This window comes from Enterococcus sp. LJL51 (assembly GCF_054871795.1).
Map to the genome: position 1 here is coordinate 46,359 of NZ_JBTXLW010000004.1, position 17,649 is coordinate 64,007.

A 17,649-nucleotide genomic window follows, 5' to 3' on the forward strand; every position below is an offset into this window, starting at 1 on the left:
TGCTTATTGGGTCTCACCTCAACTTAGCTTTTCAGTATAGTATGCTTATTTCCAAGAATATCAACTCTTCGTACTTTATTACCTAACCATTGCAGATAGCTAAACATCACGTAAAGGGCTGCGGTTTGGACAGCTACCGACTTAGAAGCTATTCAATACTTTCAGTATTTCATAACGGTTTTATCTTCGATGACCACCGGTTCTATGACCGCCGCCATGGTTCATTCCATGACCATAGCCTTGTCCCTGAGTAGCTGTTGCCCCTGCTTCAGTGTTGCTGTTTGACTGATCCGTCGTGTTCGGCTGGTTCTGTCCCCAGTTAATACAGGTTCCGTCACAACGGTTGTTATAGTGACCGGTTCCATCACACAAGCCTGCACCTTGAACGTTATTAGCCCAGCCATTCGTTTGCGCTCCTCCGTCATTGACACATGAACCGTCACAGATACCATTTTGATGCAGACTACCATTACAATTTCCTACAGAATTTACGGTTGCTTCAACTGGAATAGTCGCTGTTTGTTCTTCGTCAACTGCACGGCTGCGGGTAAGCGTAACACCTACCTGTTCTCTACAATAAGAAGCTTTTCCAGCCTGAGGTCCTTGCTTCGTTACTCTCCGGATTGTTCCACAGTGCCATTCAGAAATACCCGCTTCAACGACATTGGAAACAGCTTCTGTTTTTGTGGGGATACCACCGGCAATCCCAACTATCAGCATACCCAATATGCCTGAAATCAAGACTTTCTTCCAAAGCTTTTTCACTTTTTTTCACCTCGTTTCTTTCTCTTTTATTAAGTATAAAAAGAAAGTATGGCAAAAATGTGACAAAGTTCCTTTTTCTGACAAATTCGCTGCTACTCTTTTATCGGCAGCCAAATAGTTACCGTCACCTTATTTCCCCCATGAGGGTTCAACTCAATTTGTCCATGATGCCTGAGGACAATTTGTTGACAAATAGCTAAACCTAAGCCAGTTCCCTCTTCCGGCTTTCTATTGCCTCTGTGAAAAGCTTGGAACAGCTCCTCTTTCTTTAAAGCAATATCTGAATTACTTGTTTGATTTTCAAACCTAAAACAAAGCATGTTTTCTTCAGTGCTAATTGATACCTCTATGCTAGAATCTTTTTTCCCGTATTTATGTGCATTATCCAATAAATTCTTAAACAGCTGGACTAAGCGGATGTGATCTCCTTCAAGATAAACTGGCGTTTTCAATCGATTATCTACTACCAGCTGCTGGTTTTTCTCTGCCATTTTTCTGCGGTAGCCTCGAATACTATCTTCAATAACTTCAAGAGGATCAACTATTTCAAAGGTCAAGGAGAATTCAACAGACTGCAAGCGGCTCAATTCCAGCAAATCATTAACTAAATGCTCTAGATAGCCCGCTTCCTTCAATAGCTGGCTGTGATACATTTGTTGTTCCTTCGGAGAAGTTATCAGTTCGTCTGCCAATGCTTCTAAAGAGCTTTTCATCACAGTAACCGGTGTCCGCAATTCATGGGAGATTTGTGAAAGAAATTCTTTTTCACTTTGTTCTTTGTCCTTACGTTCCTGTTCGGCTTTCTCTAACCTTTGACTTAAAATAGACAGCTTATCTGCCAACTCATTTAATTCATCCCCAGTTTTGATTGTCAGCGGCGCGGGATACTCCTCTGCAATTAGTTGCCCTGTGTAATGCTCCATTTCTTTTATGGGAGAAACGAAGCGTTTTGCGAGCTGAACGGATAACAGAATACTTGCTGCTAGAGCAATTAACAAGCTAAACAATAAAATTAAATAGCCATTTATTTGATTTTGATGAATATTGGCAACATCTGAGACAACAACCACTACACCAGCAAGCTGGTTATTTACAAGAATTGGAAACGCACTAGCTACAGATTTCAACTGGAAAAAACCGCCGCTTTTGACTACCTGCTGCTGCTTATCTTGAAGAACCTTTTCGGCCAACGCCCTACTTTCCGGCGACAGCTCTTTCTCAGCAGCTGCACTATTATGATGACCACTACTAGTCAAGCTGTTAAGCTCTGCATCCAAAACCCAGACACTATCACCAGCAATTTGATTGATAAAATTAAGGTAGGCACCATATCCCATCATGGCACCATGCTGATTCCTTCGATTTCCTGTAGATTGGTTGCTCTGATTCTCAGAAAAATAGTCCGTCATTGTTTGCTGAATGATTTCGCCCCTGTGGGTGACCTCTTCTACATGAAGATCTTCTGTCTGCTTTGAAAAAATGACGCTGAATAAAATACCAATAATCACAGTCATCATAATCAGTAGAAAAGAAAACAAGAGCACTAGACGCTTGAAAATTTTCTTTTTCATTGCTCCACCTCTAATGCATAGCCTGCACCCCAAATTGTCTTTATCCGACAAGAGGATGTCCCCTCATTCAGCTTAACCCGCAATCGTTTGATATGACTGTCAACTGTTCGGGGATCACCGAAATAATCCAACCCCCAAACGCTGTCCAATAGATTTTCTCTTGAAAAGACCTTCTTGGGAAATTTAACAAATAACACAAGCAGCTCAAATTCCTTTTTCGTTAATCTCAACCTCTGTTGGCCTATGAAAACTGTCTTTGTATCCAAATCTATCGTAATATTGCCGTAGCAGATTTGTACTTCCTTACTCCCTTTTTCAAAATCAATTCTGCGCAGCAGTGCGTTAATCCGGGCGATGACTTCCTTTGGTGAAAACGGCTTAACAATATAATCATCTGCCCCAATTTCCAGACCTAAAATCCGATCAGCATCTTCTGTTTTTGCGGTAATCATAATAATCGGAGTAATAGATGTCTCCCTTATTTTTTTACAGATACTGTAGCCGTCAACATTAGGCAGCATAATATCCAAAAGGACCAGCTCAAACGTATCCGAATGAAATGCCGCTAGCGCCTCAGCGCCATCATATACATGAACACAGCCGTACCCGGCCTGTGTCAGATACTTTTCCAGTACATCAACAATTTGACGATTGTCCTCAATGATTAATACTTTCTGCATAAATTCTCCTTTAATTGCAAACTTCTCATGCTTTAATTTTTTTTCATCTTATCTAAGTATATAAGAAAGTTCAGCAACTATCAGCACTTTCCCACAAGAAATAGTTTTCATCTCAATTTTTGTACCTTGACTTTCTTATCAAAATAAGGTAACCTTCTACCGACAGACAGTCTATGAAGGAGGCACTCATTATGCGAGTTGTTAAGGATCCAGAAATACGAAAAAATGAAATTTTAGATGCTGCCGAAGAACTTTTTGAAACCCAGGGATTTGATGGAACCAGCACAAATCAGATATTAGAAAAAGTAGGAATTGCCCGCGGTACCCTTTATTATCACTTTAAATCAAAAGAAGATATTATGGATGGGCTGATTCAGCGTTACAACACCCGAATTATGGATAAAGCAAAAAAAGCTGCCGGCGATAAGAAACAGCCTGTTTTTCAGCGAATCCTTCAAGTTATTTTAGCATTAAACGTGAATCAGGATGGTGTCAGGGAACACCTTCACAAACCTCAAAATGCTCTGATGCATCAGAAAATCCAGAAAATGCTGATTAGCAGTGTCACACCAATTCTCGCTGAATTGGCTGAGGAAGGAATTAGCCAGAAGGTGATGGAGAATCCTTACCCATACGAAACGATGGAAATGGTTTTGGTCTACGCCAGCGCTGCCTTTGACGACGATGATACAGTAGCTATGACTGAGGAAGAACGGCTAGTTCGTGCCCATGCGATGGTCTTTAATATCGAACGCCTTTTTGCTGTAAAAGATGAACAGCTCAGTAAGCTTTTAATGCAGATTTTCACTAAATAAACAAGCATAAAGGATGGGATAAGATGAAAACAGCAGTAATTACCAGTAGTGTAGACTTGACAGAGGGCGGCTGTAACGCCTGCGGTATCGTAGAATGTGTTTCCTACACACTTACAATTGATGGCCGGGAAATTCCTTTAGATGAGCTTTCTGTCAGTTCCTTAGTTATGACCGTCGTTTTAAAAAACGGCTTTAAGCAGGAAATGAAAATGGATGTGCTGGATGACTACCTTTCGTTTACTAAAGAAGGTTTTGAAGTGAGTCTATTTGAGGAATACGATGAGTTAACTTATAAAGGACCAGAAAAAGAAATTCGCACACCTGATAGAATCGAAGATACCAAAAAGCTGACGGAAAGAGTCAACGAAATTCTCAAAACTATTTTCCAATTAGATGAGTTAAGCTTTGAGTATTAATCTCACTGACTGAATAAATGAAAAAAGAGCGCACATGTTTTTGTCGGTATACGGGAAAAGCCGGCGGTGACAACTAGGAAAAGGTTTAAAAAATTATTTTTGTTTTTATCCTTATTTCGAAAAGCACTGCTTCTATCCTCTATCGTCCATTCACCTATAAAAAAATAGATGTTCGGAATTTTAATCATGAGGATGGGACAGAAGTGTTTAGTCCCCAGAAATAAGGAAAAATTTACGGAATTGACAGGAAACACGAATGTGAGCCAGTCGATATTGACTGATTCTACCTGGTGTTCTTCAAATTTTGTGACTTTCGGCTTATTTCCGAAGGTCTTGCTCCTGCGGTTACTCGTCGCAGCTAAGTGCTTGGCGCGTGCTACTGCGGTTACTGTATGTGCTACTGCTCCCACCGCTTATCCTACTCACTATACAACTCTTGTTAAAAATTTTATTCCTCACCTGTTCCACTGCTTCGAATTTCTAATTTTATTTTCCCGTTCAGCTGGTGCAAAAGCATATAGCTACATATTGATCCTTATTTCAATGCGATTTTTTGAAAGATTTGCTCACGCTTTTCAGTAAGATGACTGACAGACCAAATTCTTATGATTTTTTGAAAATGAGCAGAAGCCGTCAAACCAGCGGTGCCGCATCATGGTAAGCTTGTTTTAAGGAGGTGCTGATTATGCACGCATGGGAAGCCATACAAAAAACTGTTGACTACATTGAGAAGAATTTGACAACCTCACTGCCTATTGAAGAACTGTCTGAAATAGCTAATCTCTCGCCCTTTTACTATCAGCGGCTTTTTTCCAGACTTGTAAGAAAACCAGTAAAAGAATATATCAAATACCGGCGTTTAGCTGGTGCGGAAAAAATGCTCAAAAACAAACAACTGAGAATCATTGACGTTGCTTTAGAGCTAGGATTTAACAATCATGAAACCTTTACCAGAGCATTTAAAGAAGCTTATAATATGACTCCTGAAGCATACAGAGAGAATCCTGTAATGCTAAACCAGTTTGATAAACCGGATCTTGTCTTGAACTATGTGATGGTTGATGAAGGTGTCCCTCTAATCAGCGATGGTCTAATTTTAGAATTCAACAGAAAAACGCTTGAAAAACCTATTCATTTTCTAGGTTTTGAAGGATATGTACCCATCCAAGGACAAATGCCGAACGGCGAAGCTACAGGAGTGGATATTCCCGGAGAAGTTTGGGGAACCTTCCATAAAAATAAACAAGATATTCCTCGAATTACTAACGGACGGGAGATTGGTGTTGCTTACGCAGGAAATGCTCCTGAAGGACATTTTACTTATTATGCCGGCGCTGAGGTTGGAGAAGATGTCACAGACAGCCGCTTTCAGAGCTGGCAGCTGCCTGCCAGAGACTATATTGTCTGCGGCTTTGAAGCTGAAAACTTTGAGGAGCTTGTCACGGTTGCTATTAATAAAGCCGTTAAATATTGCGGATTTTGGCTGGAGAAACATCATTTGACCATGGAGACCTATTCTCCAGAGCTTTATTATGACAGCTCTCCAGAAGCCTCTTATATGGAATTTTGGCTGCCGGTTATTACACTGGACAAATAATCAACAGCTCTTGCTAAAAACTCCCAGTTCAACTTTATTCTCCAAAGAATGTTTCATTAAGCTTTCTTAATGTAGTGAACTATTTATTCTCACAGCCTATGAGTCAGGAAGCAAGAGATGGGAGAATACAACAAATAGAAGAAACCACCCTTCTAACAAATTATAGTTGGGGTGGTTTCTTTTTTTATCTATTATCGTATTGGTTCTAGCTCTATGTTAGATCGTTCAATAGGTTGTGACAGAAATGGTCAGCTTCAAGCACCAGGTAGGTACTTTTCAGCATCTGTTCTGCTTAAAAGAGCAATCACAGTGATTCTAAGCAATACGGCAGAAATTCTGAAAATGACAGAAAACACGAAGGTAAGCCATTCGGTGTTGACTGATTCCTACCTGGTGTTCCACAAATGTTTGAAAAATACCGGCTTATTGCCGAAGAAATTGCTTCTGCGATTACTCGTCGCAGTTAAGTGTCCGTATGTGTTACTGCCATACCCTTTATTTGATTTCAAGAATACTAAAAGTCTGGGAATTTACTTAGGTCACAGACCATTTCAGTATACTATAGTCTATTTTTAAAGACATACCTTTGAATTACTTTTATTAGCGGGTTAGAAGTAGAAAGAGCACAAGAATGATTATATCTAGCCTCTTTCTACTCATCAGTTCAACATGATAATGAATTGCTTACTTATACATTTCGATTGTTTAGTACTAAATCTTTTGATATTGGTCGGTTAATTATAGGGAAATTACACTACACTCTTTTTTTACCAAAATATATAAGGAAAGCCACTACCAAGAAACAAATTCCCCAAATGATAAAGCTGCTGTTTGATATAATCCCTGTCCTTGGAAGTGTGTTTCTCGTCTGCTGCTTGGTATTGTTTGTCCAATTAGTATTTGAATTTGTTGTGCCAATCGGTGTATTTTTCTTCGCTATTTCTTTCTTGTTTGATTGACTATTTTTTACTTCAAATTTGATTGGTGTTGCATCTAATTGATAGCCAGTTGGTGCTTTCGTCTCAATCAATTCATAGATTCCATCACTAAGACCTTGAATTAAAACTGTTCCAGTTTCATCTGTAACGATTCTCTCTTTGATAACCTCTCCACGTTCATCAACTAGTTTAAATTCAGCATTGGACAATGTCTTACCTGTCTTACTATCAACTTTTTTTAGTAGTATTTCTCCTGTTTCTGCTTTTGTTTTAGGCTGATAGCTATTCTTAAAGACTGGTACTTCTCCTGCTGGTACATTTTTGTATGTGACTTTCGCTTCCAGCTGTCCGCCTTTATCCGCTACTGTTACAGTCGCTTCATAGATTGCTTGGTCATAGCTCATTCCGGTTTCCTTCGTATCCGGAATCACTTCACTGATGGTATATGTGTAGATACCGGCGGTATCATACTTTATCTCATCAAACGCTACTAAGCCTGTACCGTCATTCTTTTTCCTCTGGTTCACACTGTCTTCATTACCAGTCAGTCGGAACTCGAACTCATCTGCTTGCAGCGCGCGACCGCTCAGCTCTTTCTTCGCTTCCAGTTTTGCACTTCCTGCCAGTGCCTTATATTCATTTTTGAAGGTTGGTACTTCTCCTGACGCTACATTTTTGTATGTGACTTTCGCTTCCAGCTGTCCGCCTTTATCCGCTACTGTTACAGTCGCTTCATAGATTGCTTGGTCATAGCTCATTCCGGTTTCCTTCGTATCCGGAATCACTTCACTGATGGTATATGTGTAGATACCGGCGGTATCATACTTTATCTCATCAAACGCTACTAAGCCTATGCCGTTGTTCCTTTTCGTCTGGTTCACACTGTCTTCATTACCAGTCAGTCGGAACTCGAACTCATCTGCTTGCAGCACACGTCCACTCAGTTCTTTCTTCGCTTCCAGTTTTGCAGTTGTTTCAACAACTTTTTTCTTATTTTCCAAACTAAACGTATATTCAACTTGGTTTTTAGAAATAGTAAAATCATGTTGTGCGGCATCTTTTTCGTAGCCATCTGGTGCCTGACTTTCTATGATGGCGTAATCTCCATAACGAAGATTTGAGATAGAGTCAATCTCTGTCCCGTTAATAATGATTTTATCTCCTTTAACTTCTATATCCTGCATTAATAATGTCAACACGCCATTACTGTCTCTACGATACAAATCAAAAAATGCTGAATCTGAAGTTATCAAGTTATTGTTTTCATCAATTTTTCTAAATATTAATGATCCATTTTTACCACTAGAAGTTCCTACTCCATCAGTAGATTTAACAGTTACTACTTTTGTCGTTTCCTCTATTTGAATATCTTTTCCAGAAAGCACTGCCTTATTGCTAATAATCTCATTGTTTCGAATTCCTGGGTCAAGAATCGTTTGATACTCTATAATGTAAGGAGAATCAATCATATCTCCTAATTTGATATTCAATGTTTGTGTTCCTGCAGCGGCATCTAATGTCACCACTGGTTTATCTGCCTCATCAAATACAAGGGCAGCACCATCTTTGACAAAGTTACCAGAAGGATCTTTTTTAGCTTTATAAATGCTAACAATTACATCTTTAGAAGCATCATAAACAAAAGACTGTTCACTGATATTTACAGTATCCGTAACTATTGGATTATGAATAGTATGACTATCCTTGTTCATAACAACTGACCAATTGACCAGACGATGATTTCCACCATCTTGACTGCCGTCTTTATCAATCCAGTCATTCTTCTCGCTCTTTTCAGCAAATCCTTCCACCTTTAATTGATTGCCAATCAAAGTATCCATGAATGCTATGTTTTTGTATTTATAGACATCAGCAGACGCATCCGCTGAGACATAGACTGCAAAAGCCTGCGTGCGTTCACTCAGCAGTGTGATGACTGGTACCCCATTGTCCATTGTAATACCATAGTCCGTCCCCAGCTGCCATTCTTTGTCTAGGCTTTTGACCTTAACACCAGTTGCATCCATTGTTACGTCATAGATTTTAATATCTCGAAGCGTCTGTCCCTCGCCCAATTCTTCTCGTATCGTGGTTCCTATCGGAATTTTAGTTTGCCAGGTATTAAGCAAAACAGTCCAATAAACACTGTCTGTTGGTGCGATTGCTTCAAACGGATTTGGTGCAGGTTTTAATGCATTGGCTACATCATCATTCTTAGCTACATAAGTCCCATATTTCACACCATTATAAGAAAGAGCCAAATCTACCCAAATAGTGCTTTCACTTCCATCAGTATAGGTATTGCCGTCTTCCCCTGTATAAGAAATAGTAACGGAATTGGAAAAGCGGTTTACAGGTAAGCCATCCATCCCTATTATTTGCTCATCCATATGATAGTGAGTTCTATATTTAATCGTAATTGTATCTGTCGTTGATGCGTAACTGTTCAACAATTTAATACGGAATCCTTTTTTATAGGTTGGATCACCAGCTAAAGCTTCTAAAACATAATCCTTCGCAGCACCCATTTCCAAAGTCTTTGTTGTCGTTCCATCATCAGCGGTTACTTCCAAAGTAGATGGGATAAGCTGTAAAGCACTTGGATAAGCACCTTCCAAGGTCTCAAACTTGTCAGTAATTACAGCATTGTTCATTTGGATACGGTTTTCATTGATTTTTACTAGCCAGCCAGCACTATGATCGGTTTGAGTTGAACCGGTACTCAGCTTTTTAACCCCCAGCTTAGAATCAAGCTTCACCGTCTCACCAGCTGATAATTCTTCTCTATTACTGCCATCAATTACTGTAGCATAATTAGGAATTGTCGTATTTGGTCTTACAGGCAAATCAAAGGCTTTTGTTGTATATTTTATCAAGTAAGTTCCTTTATCAACAAAATTCAAAGTAAAATGAACAAGTTCTCCATTCTTTTCTGCATAGTCTCCATTTGTTTGAGCAAGAGACCATTTGTCACTACCAAGAAGATTTCCTGATTCATCATAAATTTCAAGCGTATTTTTCAGTAAATAGTGCAAAGAAATACTTGGATCACTATTTTTCGCATACAACCAATCTTTGAAGCTTCCGCCTGCCTCTGTATATGTGGCTTTAACCTCCCAATTGAAGGTACCTTTATCTAAATCATAAGCAAGGAGACGTTTGTAATTGCTATTGTCGGCATAAGAAACACTGGCTTCACTAGAATTTCCCAAGAAATTATCCCCAGTTATAGTTGCTTTATTAACAAATTCTGTTTTATTTTTATCGGTAACCCTCATTCTGATTTCAAGCTTTACCGGTTCATCTAAAATTTCATTATTTGGGAATGAAAAAGTGATTGTGTTGGCTCCTGTCTGCAGCAGCTGAGTGAAACCAGCTGGAGCACTCACCCACTCCCCATTGCCATTTTGAACAAAAGCACTAGCGTAATGATAGGTCAGACCTTCTGGTAAATAGTCGGTAATGACCACATTTTTTAACGCCTCACGCTTTTCGTTGATAACTATTGTCCAGACTACAGTGTTATCATTATTGATGACACCTGTTTTAACGATATCGGCTTTTACTACAGGAAACACAATGGTAATTTCTTTTCCATCATTATCAGTAATACCGGTTTCGATTGTAACCACTTCCTTTTCTGATGTGATATTCAGCTCTGTGGTCAAATCAATTGTTCCTTGTCGCTCGCTTAGGTTCTCACCTACACTGTTAAAGGTAACTGTCAACAGGCCATTCAAATCGACAGAAAAATTACCCAAAACTTGGTTAGTTGCGTTCTTCAATTCTCCAGAAACCAAATTATGGATAGAGAAATAGTCCGGAAGTTGATAAGTATAATAATCGCCAGCTTTGATTTCTTCCAAATCATCCAAAACCCAGTCAAAATGAATTTTTATATTTGCATCTTTCAAAGCGGGATTACTTGGAGAGAACTCTTGGCCATTAAAATCTGTAATTTTTACATTAGTAAATAACTTTACCCCTCTACTATTTAGATTGGATTCATGAGCTCTAGCTTCTCTCATCTCTAATTGGTCATTGCTTTTTAGTTCTTCTTGTCCATCTATTGATTCTTCTATTAACAGCGAATTTTCTTTAGGGTCTTCACTTTCCTCAGAAGATTTTATTGTCTCTTCATTTACTTGTTTATAATATAACGGCTTCACAACGTTATTCCCAAAATCAACAAACTCTTCTTGCTGATTTTTATCACTTGTGGAAGCAATCAATTCAACTTCACCTTCATAGAAGACTACACTGGAAAAGTCAGGAATCTGTTCATTTTCCTGTGAAGACACGTAATTTTTATTAAGCAAAAAAGATAAGCGCTGATTGGCCACATAATAACTGCCCATATTGTTTGCCAACATCCCGCTTTGTTCACTGAAATACAGGTTCTCCGGTAAAGCTATTCCAATTGTCTGCCCCTGCTCTATCAACCCGGACTTATCCAGAGACCACTTCAGTTTGACATTGATCTGATCTCCTGCATTGATTCGCTGCTGTTGATTGATTTCAGCCCTAGAATAATCGGTCAAGCTAGCCTCATTAATCTGTATGCCTACTCCATCCACTGTTTCTGCTATTGCCTGTATCGGTAGAAAGCCGAGCAGTATGCTCAACACCAATGTTACTGACCATATTTTTCTTATTCTAACCATTACTATCATCCCCTTAAAAAATCATATGTTCACGATAATTCTGTTCCTCTGAACGTGTTCCATAAAGAACAGTACCAGACATTCTAGAAAGCATGTGAATTAACTCTCCTTCTTCTTTTTCGACATCTGGCAGCCAAGCTGGCAGTTGATTGATTTTGTGTTCAAGTGCTGCAAAATAGGCGCGTTCTCCACTTCTTTGATTTTCCTGAACCGTATTCGGCAGTGCTTGCTCATCATCAGACTGCTGTGCCCTTTTCTTTTCAACTACTGCTTCTCGATCACTGTCCATCCCTTGTTTAACATCAGCTTCTTTAGAAGGCTCTTCTTCTATCCGCTCATTTGAAACAATCAATGTATTCCCAGATTCTTCCATATCAAAAACAATGACTTTCTCTTTTTCTGCTAGGCAGGCACTGATTACAGCTTCACTGAAAGATGCTGTAATAGTCGTTTGATGGAAAATCATCGTTGGAAGCACAAAAGCCATCAACACATTCTTATTCATAGCTTTCACCTTTAACCTTTAGTAATATTTTGCCAAACTCTGCCCAATCCTCTGGTGTTGGGGGACGTTTCCAAATAATTTGATGGCACGGAAGTTTATCAATCAAAAAATCTGACAAATACATCTGTGTGCGTGTACTCAAACGCTCTTCATACTGGATATGAGCGCTTTGCAACGATCCTAGCATCATCTTGATATAGTCGTTGTAGTGTTTACCATGTGAAAAATCTATGCAAATATAAACAGCCTCCTCCAGTTTTTCCACAGAAATTTTTGTTATCAAAAAGAAAAGATAATCATAATAAAGCTTATTTTTCTCTTGAGCTGATTCAAACAATTGACGTTGTTCTATCTGCTGGATAAATTGTTGAATCATTTTATCCAGTTTGGGATTAATTTCTTGAAAGTAACGTCTTTGAACTTTTGTTACAAAAGTAGATTCCCTAAAATGATAGTTGAGCCACTTGCGATTGATTGCCAATAATCCCTTTGTTAAGTCGTTATCCTGTAATAAGATATCTATCTCAAAAGAAGAATTTTTTGCGATAAACAGCAGCAGCTCTTCAGTGATCTGTCTAGCCTCTATTTCCTGTTTGCTTTCTAAATAAGTAATCGGTTCATCTAATTCTTCATACAATGTTTTAAGGAATAGAAGCAGATAAGTACGTTCTTTTTCCATAATCCCCTCTTCAAGGGAAAAATGCTTGTTTAGCCATTTTGACAAATAATTCACAAGTTCGCTGTCACCAACTGAAATATACGCATCACTTACAAAGTGCCCATGGCTTAGACGAATTAGCCACAGTTCAATCATAAATCTCAGTTTATGTTCTTTAGTTTTTGGCAATACTAGATTTTTGTAATGAACCAAGTGCTGAAACAGCTCTCTACTCAATTGCTTAATTTCTTCAGGAAACGGATCCTTTAGCCCGTTGAACAACTCATAGTAAATACCGAACAAAAAGCTTCGCAAGCCAAATTCTGATCCGACCAATCTGTTTTTCTTTATCTGAATATTTTCTTCTGACAGCTGATTTTTTAGCTTTTGATACAAGCGATAGGTACTGGAGCGGCTAACATGTAATGCCTCAATCTGCTTATCAAGACTGACTTCCTTCGTTACATAACGATGAAATATCTGAAATGACAAGCTTCGTTCAATAAATAATACACGCATTTTTTTCACTGTTTTGTGAGATAAGTCATGGACTACTATCTCACCCGTATCCATTAAGTCGATTATGTCAGTAAATTGAGCATTATTCATTTCTTCTTTAAGCTCATGAATGTATTTTTCTATCTTATATCGGGAGATTTCCAACAAATCGCAGATTTGATCAAGAGAGCAATAAAAGCTTTTGTTTAACTCTAAATATTGAAGTATGTACCACTTATAGCGATCATCCTCCATCAATAAATCATTTAGTATCATTATTTATTCCCTTCCACTAAAATAGCCTTCTCATCAAATTTATTTCATTATAAATGTTGAGATGGATATTTTAATCCTCTAAATAAGTAATTTTGTCCTGTTTTTTTCTCAATAAAAAAAAACAAAGAGATTTTTATAAAAAAACCCTTAATTATGGTAACATATTCGAAAACATTAGATAGGGCTGTATGCAAAATTAAAGCAGTCTATATAAGAGAAAAAAGGCACATAAACCTTATTTTAAAAAGGTTTATGTGCCAAATAAAATTATTTTATCAATATTTGATTATATTTTGAAAAAAATTGATTTGCAAAGTACGACTTTTTTTAAGCAGAAATAATTTTCTCTGCCTCACTTTTCTCCTTGAGTGTAAAAATAATCGTAGCACACAAGCAATTTTCATCCAAATTAAAAATGAAACTCCATGGTTTCATTAATAGCATAACGAAACCGCTTTCCATTAAAATATTCAAATCAAAAATCGCACCTTAACTTTATCTTTTTAATGTTTTAAGAAAACCATTTTTAATCCATTGATTCCAGTCCAGTATACTTTATGTCTACATTTTCCCCTGACTTGCCAGACATCCCAACGCTGAAATTTTAAAGCACACAAAAAATTAAAACTATCATTTAATATTTTTTATTAGTCAAAAAAATTAGAATAAATATACTAAAAAAAACAGAAAGATGGAACAGAAACGGTTAACTTCAAGCACCAGGTAGGTACTTTTCAGCATCTGTTCTGCTCAAAGAGCAATCACAGTGATTCTAAGCAATACGGCAGAAATTCCGAAAATGACAGGAAACACGAAGGTAAACTATTCGATGTTGGCTGATTCCTATCTGGTGTTTCACAAATGTTTGCTGAATGCCGGCGTATTTCCGAAGAAGTTTCTCCTGCGATTACTCGTCGCAGTTAAGTGTCTGTATGTGTTACTGCCGCACCCTTTATTTGGTTTTAAGCATACTAAAAGAGGTCGAGACAAAAGTGTTTAGCTTCGAGAAATAAGACGAATTATCCGAAAATAGCTTTTCATATTTTTGAGATAGTTCGGCTTATTTCCGAGAACTTCAACTCTTAGTGCTTTTAGCACTTAGAAGTTGATGCTATCGGAACAAAGTGTAGTGAGCTACTTTTGGAACGCCGTTTATTCGGATTTTAGACAAAAAAGAGTTCGGGCATTTACTTATGTCCCAAACTCTCCTAGCTTTTTCTTTGGGATTAAGTAGCTTCATCCCAATACTATTTGTTATAATTTTTTAGTTTCGAATCATGTAATCAAACGCACCTAAAGCAGCTGTTGCTCCTGAACCCATTGAAATAATGATTTGCTTATAGGCACTGTCTGTACAGTCGCCAGCTGCAAACACACCAGGGACATTGGTTGCACCATGTTTATCTACAATGATTTCACCCATTCGTGTACGCTCCAGAGTGTCACCCAACCAGTCAGTATTCGGCACTAAACCAATTAAAATGAAGACTCCTTGAACATCCAGATGAACTTCTTCACCAGTTTCACGGTCAGCATAGCTAATACCGTTTACTTTATCTGTGCCTGTGATTTCCTTCGTTTGAACATTCGTCAGTACAGTGACATTTGGAAGAGAATGCAGACGCTCTTGAAGCACCTTATCTGCTTTTAGCTCTGTCATAAACTCTAATACAGTTACATGTTTAACAAGACCGGCAAGATCAATCGCTGCCTCAATCCCGGAATTTCCGCCGCCGATAACCGCGACATCTTTTCCTTCAAATAATGGACCATCACAGTGCGGGCAGTAAGCCACCCCTTTGTTCTTGAATTCCTGCTCACCAGGAACGCCAACATTCCGCCAGCGGGCACCAGTCGCTAATATCGCTGTTTTACTCTTCAGAACTGCACCATTTTCAAGAGTAACTTCAACAAGCTCTTTTTTCTCTAGTTTAGCTGTACGCTGTGATTTCATAATATCCACAGGATATTCCTTCACATGCTCTTCAACCTGAGCCATCAGCTTAGGTCCCTCTGTATATTTCGTTCCAATTACATTTTCAATTCCTAAAGTTTCCAGCACTTGACCGCCAAATGTTTCAGCAACCAGTCCAGTTCTAATTCCCTTACGTGCAGCGTAGATTGCCGCACTCGCACCAGCAGGTCCGCCACCGATTACCAGTACATCGTATGGCTCTTTATCTTCAAATTCAGAAGCATCTGCCGGACCAGCAGCTTTTTCAAGAATTTGTTCGATTGTCATACGTCCGCTGGAGAATTCTTCACCGTTCAGTAAAACAGTTGGTACAGCCATAATTCCTTTGGCATCAACTTCTTCTTTAAACATTCCGCCTTCAATCATAGTATGGGAAATCTTTGGATTCACCACGCTCATAATATTTAGGGCTTGAACGACATCAGGACAATTGTGGCAGGTCAAGCTGACATATGTCTCAAAATGAAGTTCTTTATCAATTGTTTGAATCTGCTTAATAACACTCTCATCAACCTTAGGCGCTCGTCCGCTAACCTGCAGCAGTGCTAAGACTAAAGAAGTGAATTCATGTCCCAATGGCAGTCCAGCGAATACAACACCGCTCGTTCCCTCTACAGGATCTACAGCAAAGCTCGGTGTCTTTTCAAGCTGTACCTGCTCCATTGTAATCTTTGGAGACATCGATGTAATCTCTTCAACCAGCTCCAGAACCTTTTGTGAATTCTCGTCAGTTCCTACGCTCGCCTTTAAGATAATATCATTCTCCAGCAGCTCAAGGTATTGAGCCAGCTGCCCTTTAATTTCTGCATCTAATCCCATACGTACGCTCCTTAAATTTTTCCTACAAGGTCAAGACTTGGCTTCAGTGTTTCTTCGCCTTCTTTCCATTTTGCCGGGCAAACTTCACCTGGATTTTTGCGAACATATTGTGCAGCTTTGATTTTATCTACTAAAATACTTGCATCACGGCCGATACCGTCCGCATTGATTTCAATTGTTTGAACAACGCCGTCTGGATCGATGATGAATGTTCCACGTTGTGCCAAACCTTCTTCTTCGTCTAAAACATCAAAAATACGAGAAATGTTGTGGTTTGGATCGCCAATCATGATGTATTCGATTTTACCAATAGCATCCGAATGATCATGCCAAGCTTTATGAGTGAAATGAGTGTCTGTTGATACTGAGTAAACCTCAACATCCAGCCCTTTCAATGTGTCATATTGACCCTGCAAATCTTCTAATTCAGTGGGACAAACAAACGTAAAGTCAGCTGGGTAGAAACAAACAACGCTCCATTTACCTTTTAAATCTTCAGACGAGACATCGATAAACTCACCTTTGTGGTACGCTTTTGCTTGAAACTCTTCTACTTCTTTTCCGATTAATGACATATAAAATTCCTCCTAAAAGTAATTAAAATTTTTCTTAAAATAATATCGTGCAATTTCTTCTTGAGGTTTTCAAAATGAAAGTACAATTAAAATTATCAAGGTTATCTTAAAGAAAGTCAAGGAATAATTATAATTGTTAAAAAATTGTAATGATTCTAATCTAACAAGGCAAATCTATTGGTATAGAGGCTTTGTGAAATATTTCTCGATTTCATTTACTACTTAAAATTCTCAATTACTCTATTTTTTTCTCTTTAGTAATTTCTCATGTAGGAGCTGTCAGAACTTAATTGATGGTTAAAATGATGTCTTCTCCAGCTGTTTCAGGTTCTTTGAGAAGTTTTATTCCAAATTGTTTAGGCATTCGAACAAATTCTACATCCTCTTTAAACCCGTACAGCAACCCAGCTGCCGCAGTCAGTAAGCAAGAACAAGTCCAGGAAAAATCGTCTCGTTCAGCTGATATAATAGTCTCAAAGACGACGGTCCGTTTCTCAATAGAATAAATCAGCTTTGGGGAATGCAGCCGGGTTTTTGAGCTCCAAAATAAAACAGTATTTGAGGAACTTTGCAGCAGGTCATAATAGTGCCTGCTGTCTTCAATTAGCGGCTGGCTATGGATAAACTTTCTGTCTTTCACATAAATATAATGGGGATTTTTGTATAGCTGCTTCTCTAATTCAATAAGCAGGTCTTTGTACTTTCCTCGATTGGGGTATGCAGGAGTCAGCATTGGGTTCCCCTCCTTTTCTACTTCTTAACTGTAACAAATTTTCTATCTAAAAGTACATTGTTTATTCAAAAATCTTGAAAAGGATGTGGTAAACCTCTCTGCCTTTTCTTCAAGAAATTGTTTTTCATTTTCATTCATGAAACATGAAAAATCACTGAAACAGC

General features: G+C 38.4%; 12 protein-coding genes. 3 read left to right on the forward strand and 9 right to left on the reverse strand.

The genetic code is table 11. From position 1 onward, the window contains the following. Positions 1-180: 180 nt before the first annotated feature. The 3 genes from ACYSNQ_RS05570 to ACYSNQ_RS05580 form a co-directional block, all read right to left on the reverse strand. On the reverse strand, positions 181-765 hold the full coding sequence (locus ACYSNQ_RS05570; protein ID WP_426081859.1) for a hypothetical protein: 585 nt from the start codon (positions 763-765) through the stop codon (positions 181-183). A gap of 92 nt (positions 766-857) precedes the next feature. Next, positions 858-2,336, reverse strand: a complete 1,479-nt coding sequence (locus tag ACYSNQ_RS05575; RefSeq protein WP_426081860.1) for a sensor histidine kinase — start codon at positions 2,334-2,336, stop codon at positions 858-860. After that, positions 2,333-3,016, reverse strand: a complete 684-nt coding sequence (locus ACYSNQ_RS05580) for a response regulator transcription factor (protein WP_426081861.1) — start codon at positions 3,014-3,016, stop codon at positions 2,333-2,335. The genes ACYSNQ_RS05575 and ACYSNQ_RS05580 overlap by 4 nt, the downstream gene beginning before the upstream one ends. A gap of 191 nt (positions 3,017-3,207) precedes the next feature. On the opposite strand from ACYSNQ_RS05580, the gene ACYSNQ_RS05585 reads away from it, so the two are divergent. From ACYSNQ_RS05585 to ACYSNQ_RS05595, 3 genes are all read left to right on the forward strand, one after another. After that, entirely contained in the window at positions 3,208-3,831 is a 624-nt protein-coding gene (locus tag ACYSNQ_RS05585; protein ID WP_426081862.1) for a TetR/AcrR family transcriptional regulator, read from the forward strand. Positions 3,832-3,854: 23 nt separating this feature from the next. Next, positions 3,855-4,247 carry a DUF4809 family protein gene (locus ACYSNQ_RS05590; protein ID WP_426081863.1) on the forward strand — a complete coding sequence of 131 codons (393 nt, stop codon included), beginning with the start codon at positions 3,855-3,857 and terminating at the stop codon, positions 4,245-4,247. A 685-nt stretch (positions 4,248-4,932) separates the two neighbouring features. Then, positions 4,933-5,844, forward strand: coding sequence for an AraC family transcriptional regulator (locus tag ACYSNQ_RS05595; protein ID WP_426081864.1), 912 nt, complete (start codon positions 4,933-4,935; stop codon positions 5,842-5,844). A 754-nt stretch (positions 5,845-6,598) separates the two neighbouring features. Here ACYSNQ_RS05595 and ACYSNQ_RS05600 read toward each other — a convergent pair. From ACYSNQ_RS05600 to ACYSNQ_RS05625, 6 genes are all read right to left on the reverse strand, one after another. Continuing rightward, positions 6,599-11,446 carry a Spy0128 family protein gene (locus tag ACYSNQ_RS05600; protein WP_426081865.1) on the reverse strand — a complete coding sequence of 1,616 codons (4,848 nt, stop codon included), beginning with the start codon at positions 11,444-11,446 and terminating at the stop codon, positions 6,599-6,601. Positions 11,447-11,459: 13 nt separating this feature from the next. Then, complete coding sequence (locus ACYSNQ_RS05605) at positions 11,460-11,951, reverse strand: hypothetical protein (RefSeq protein WP_426081866.1); 492 nt, start codon at positions 11,949-11,951, stop codon at positions 11,460-11,462. Further along, positions 11,944-13,383 carry a helix-turn-helix domain-containing protein gene (locus tag ACYSNQ_RS05610; protein ID WP_426081868.1) on the reverse strand — a complete coding sequence of 480 codons (1,440 nt, stop codon included), beginning with the start codon at positions 13,381-13,383 and terminating at the stop codon, positions 11,944-11,946. Before ACYSNQ_RS05610 ends, ACYSNQ_RS05605 begins: the two co-directional genes overlap by 8 nt. Positions 13,384-14,647: 1,264 nt before the next feature. Next, positions 14,648-16,177, reverse strand: a complete 1,530-nt coding sequence (gene ahpF / locus ACYSNQ_RS05615; protein ID WP_426081870.1) for an alkyl hydroperoxide reductase subunit F — start codon at positions 16,175-16,177, stop codon at positions 14,648-14,650. 11 nt (positions 16,178-16,188) lie between these two features. Further along, positions 16,189-16,752 carry an alkyl hydroperoxide reductase subunit C gene (gene ahpC / locus ACYSNQ_RS05620; RefSeq protein WP_426081871.1) on the reverse strand — a complete coding sequence of 188 codons (564 nt, stop codon included), beginning with the start codon at positions 16,750-16,752 and terminating at the stop codon, positions 16,189-16,191. Between the two features lie 286 nt (positions 16,753-17,038). After that, positions 17,039-17,485, reverse strand: a complete 447-nt coding sequence (locus tag ACYSNQ_RS05625; protein WP_426081872.1) for a hypothetical protein — start codon at positions 17,483-17,485, stop codon at positions 17,039-17,041. Between the last annotated feature and the right edge of the window lie 164 nt (positions 17,486-17,649).

Excerpts from the sequence above, each read along its gene's own strand:
- ACYSNQ_RS05575 (WP_426081860.1), bottom strand. The coding sequence starts at position 2,336 with ATGAAAAAGAAAATTTTCAAGCGTCTAGTGCTCTTGTTTTCTTTTCTA.
- ACYSNQ_RS05580 (WP_426081861.1), bottom strand. The coding sequence starts at position 3,016 with ATGCAGAAAGTATTAATCATTGAGGACAATCGTCAAATTGTTGATGTA.
- ACYSNQ_RS05585 (WP_426081862.1), top strand. The coding sequence starts at position 3,208 with ATGCGAGTTGTTAAGGATCCAGAAATACGAAAAAATGAAATTTTAGAT.
- ACYSNQ_RS05590 (WP_426081863.1), top strand. The coding sequence starts at position 3,855 with ATGAAAACAGCAGTAATTACCAGTAGTGTAGACTTGACAGAGGGCGGC.
- ACYSNQ_RS05595 (WP_426081864.1), top strand. The coding sequence starts at position 4,933 with ATGCACGCATGGGAAGCCATACAAAAAACTGTTGACTACATTGAGAAG.
- ACYSNQ_RS05600 (WP_426081865.1), bottom strand. The coding sequence starts at position 11,446 with ATGGTTAGAATAAGAAAAATATGGTCAGTAACATTGGTGTTGAGCATA.
- ACYSNQ_RS05605 (WP_426081866.1), bottom strand. The coding sequence starts at position 11,951 with ATGAATAAGAATGTGTTGATGGCTTTTGTGCTTCCAACGATGATTTTC.
- ACYSNQ_RS05610 (WP_426081868.1), bottom strand. The coding sequence starts at position 13,383 with ATGATACTAAATGATTTATTGATGGAGGATGATCGCTATAAGTGGTAC.
- ahpF (WP_426081870.1), bottom strand. The coding sequence starts at position 16,177 with ATGGGATTAGATGCAGAAATTAAAGGGCAGCTGGCTCAATACCTTGAG.
- ahpC (WP_426081871.1), bottom strand. The coding sequence starts at position 16,752 with ATGTCATTAATCGGAAAAGAAGTAGAAGAGTTTCAAGCAAAAGCGTAC.
- ACYSNQ_RS05625 (WP_426081872.1), bottom strand. The coding sequence starts at position 17,485 with ATGCTGACTCCTGCATACCCCAATCGAGGAAAGTACAAAGACCTGCTT.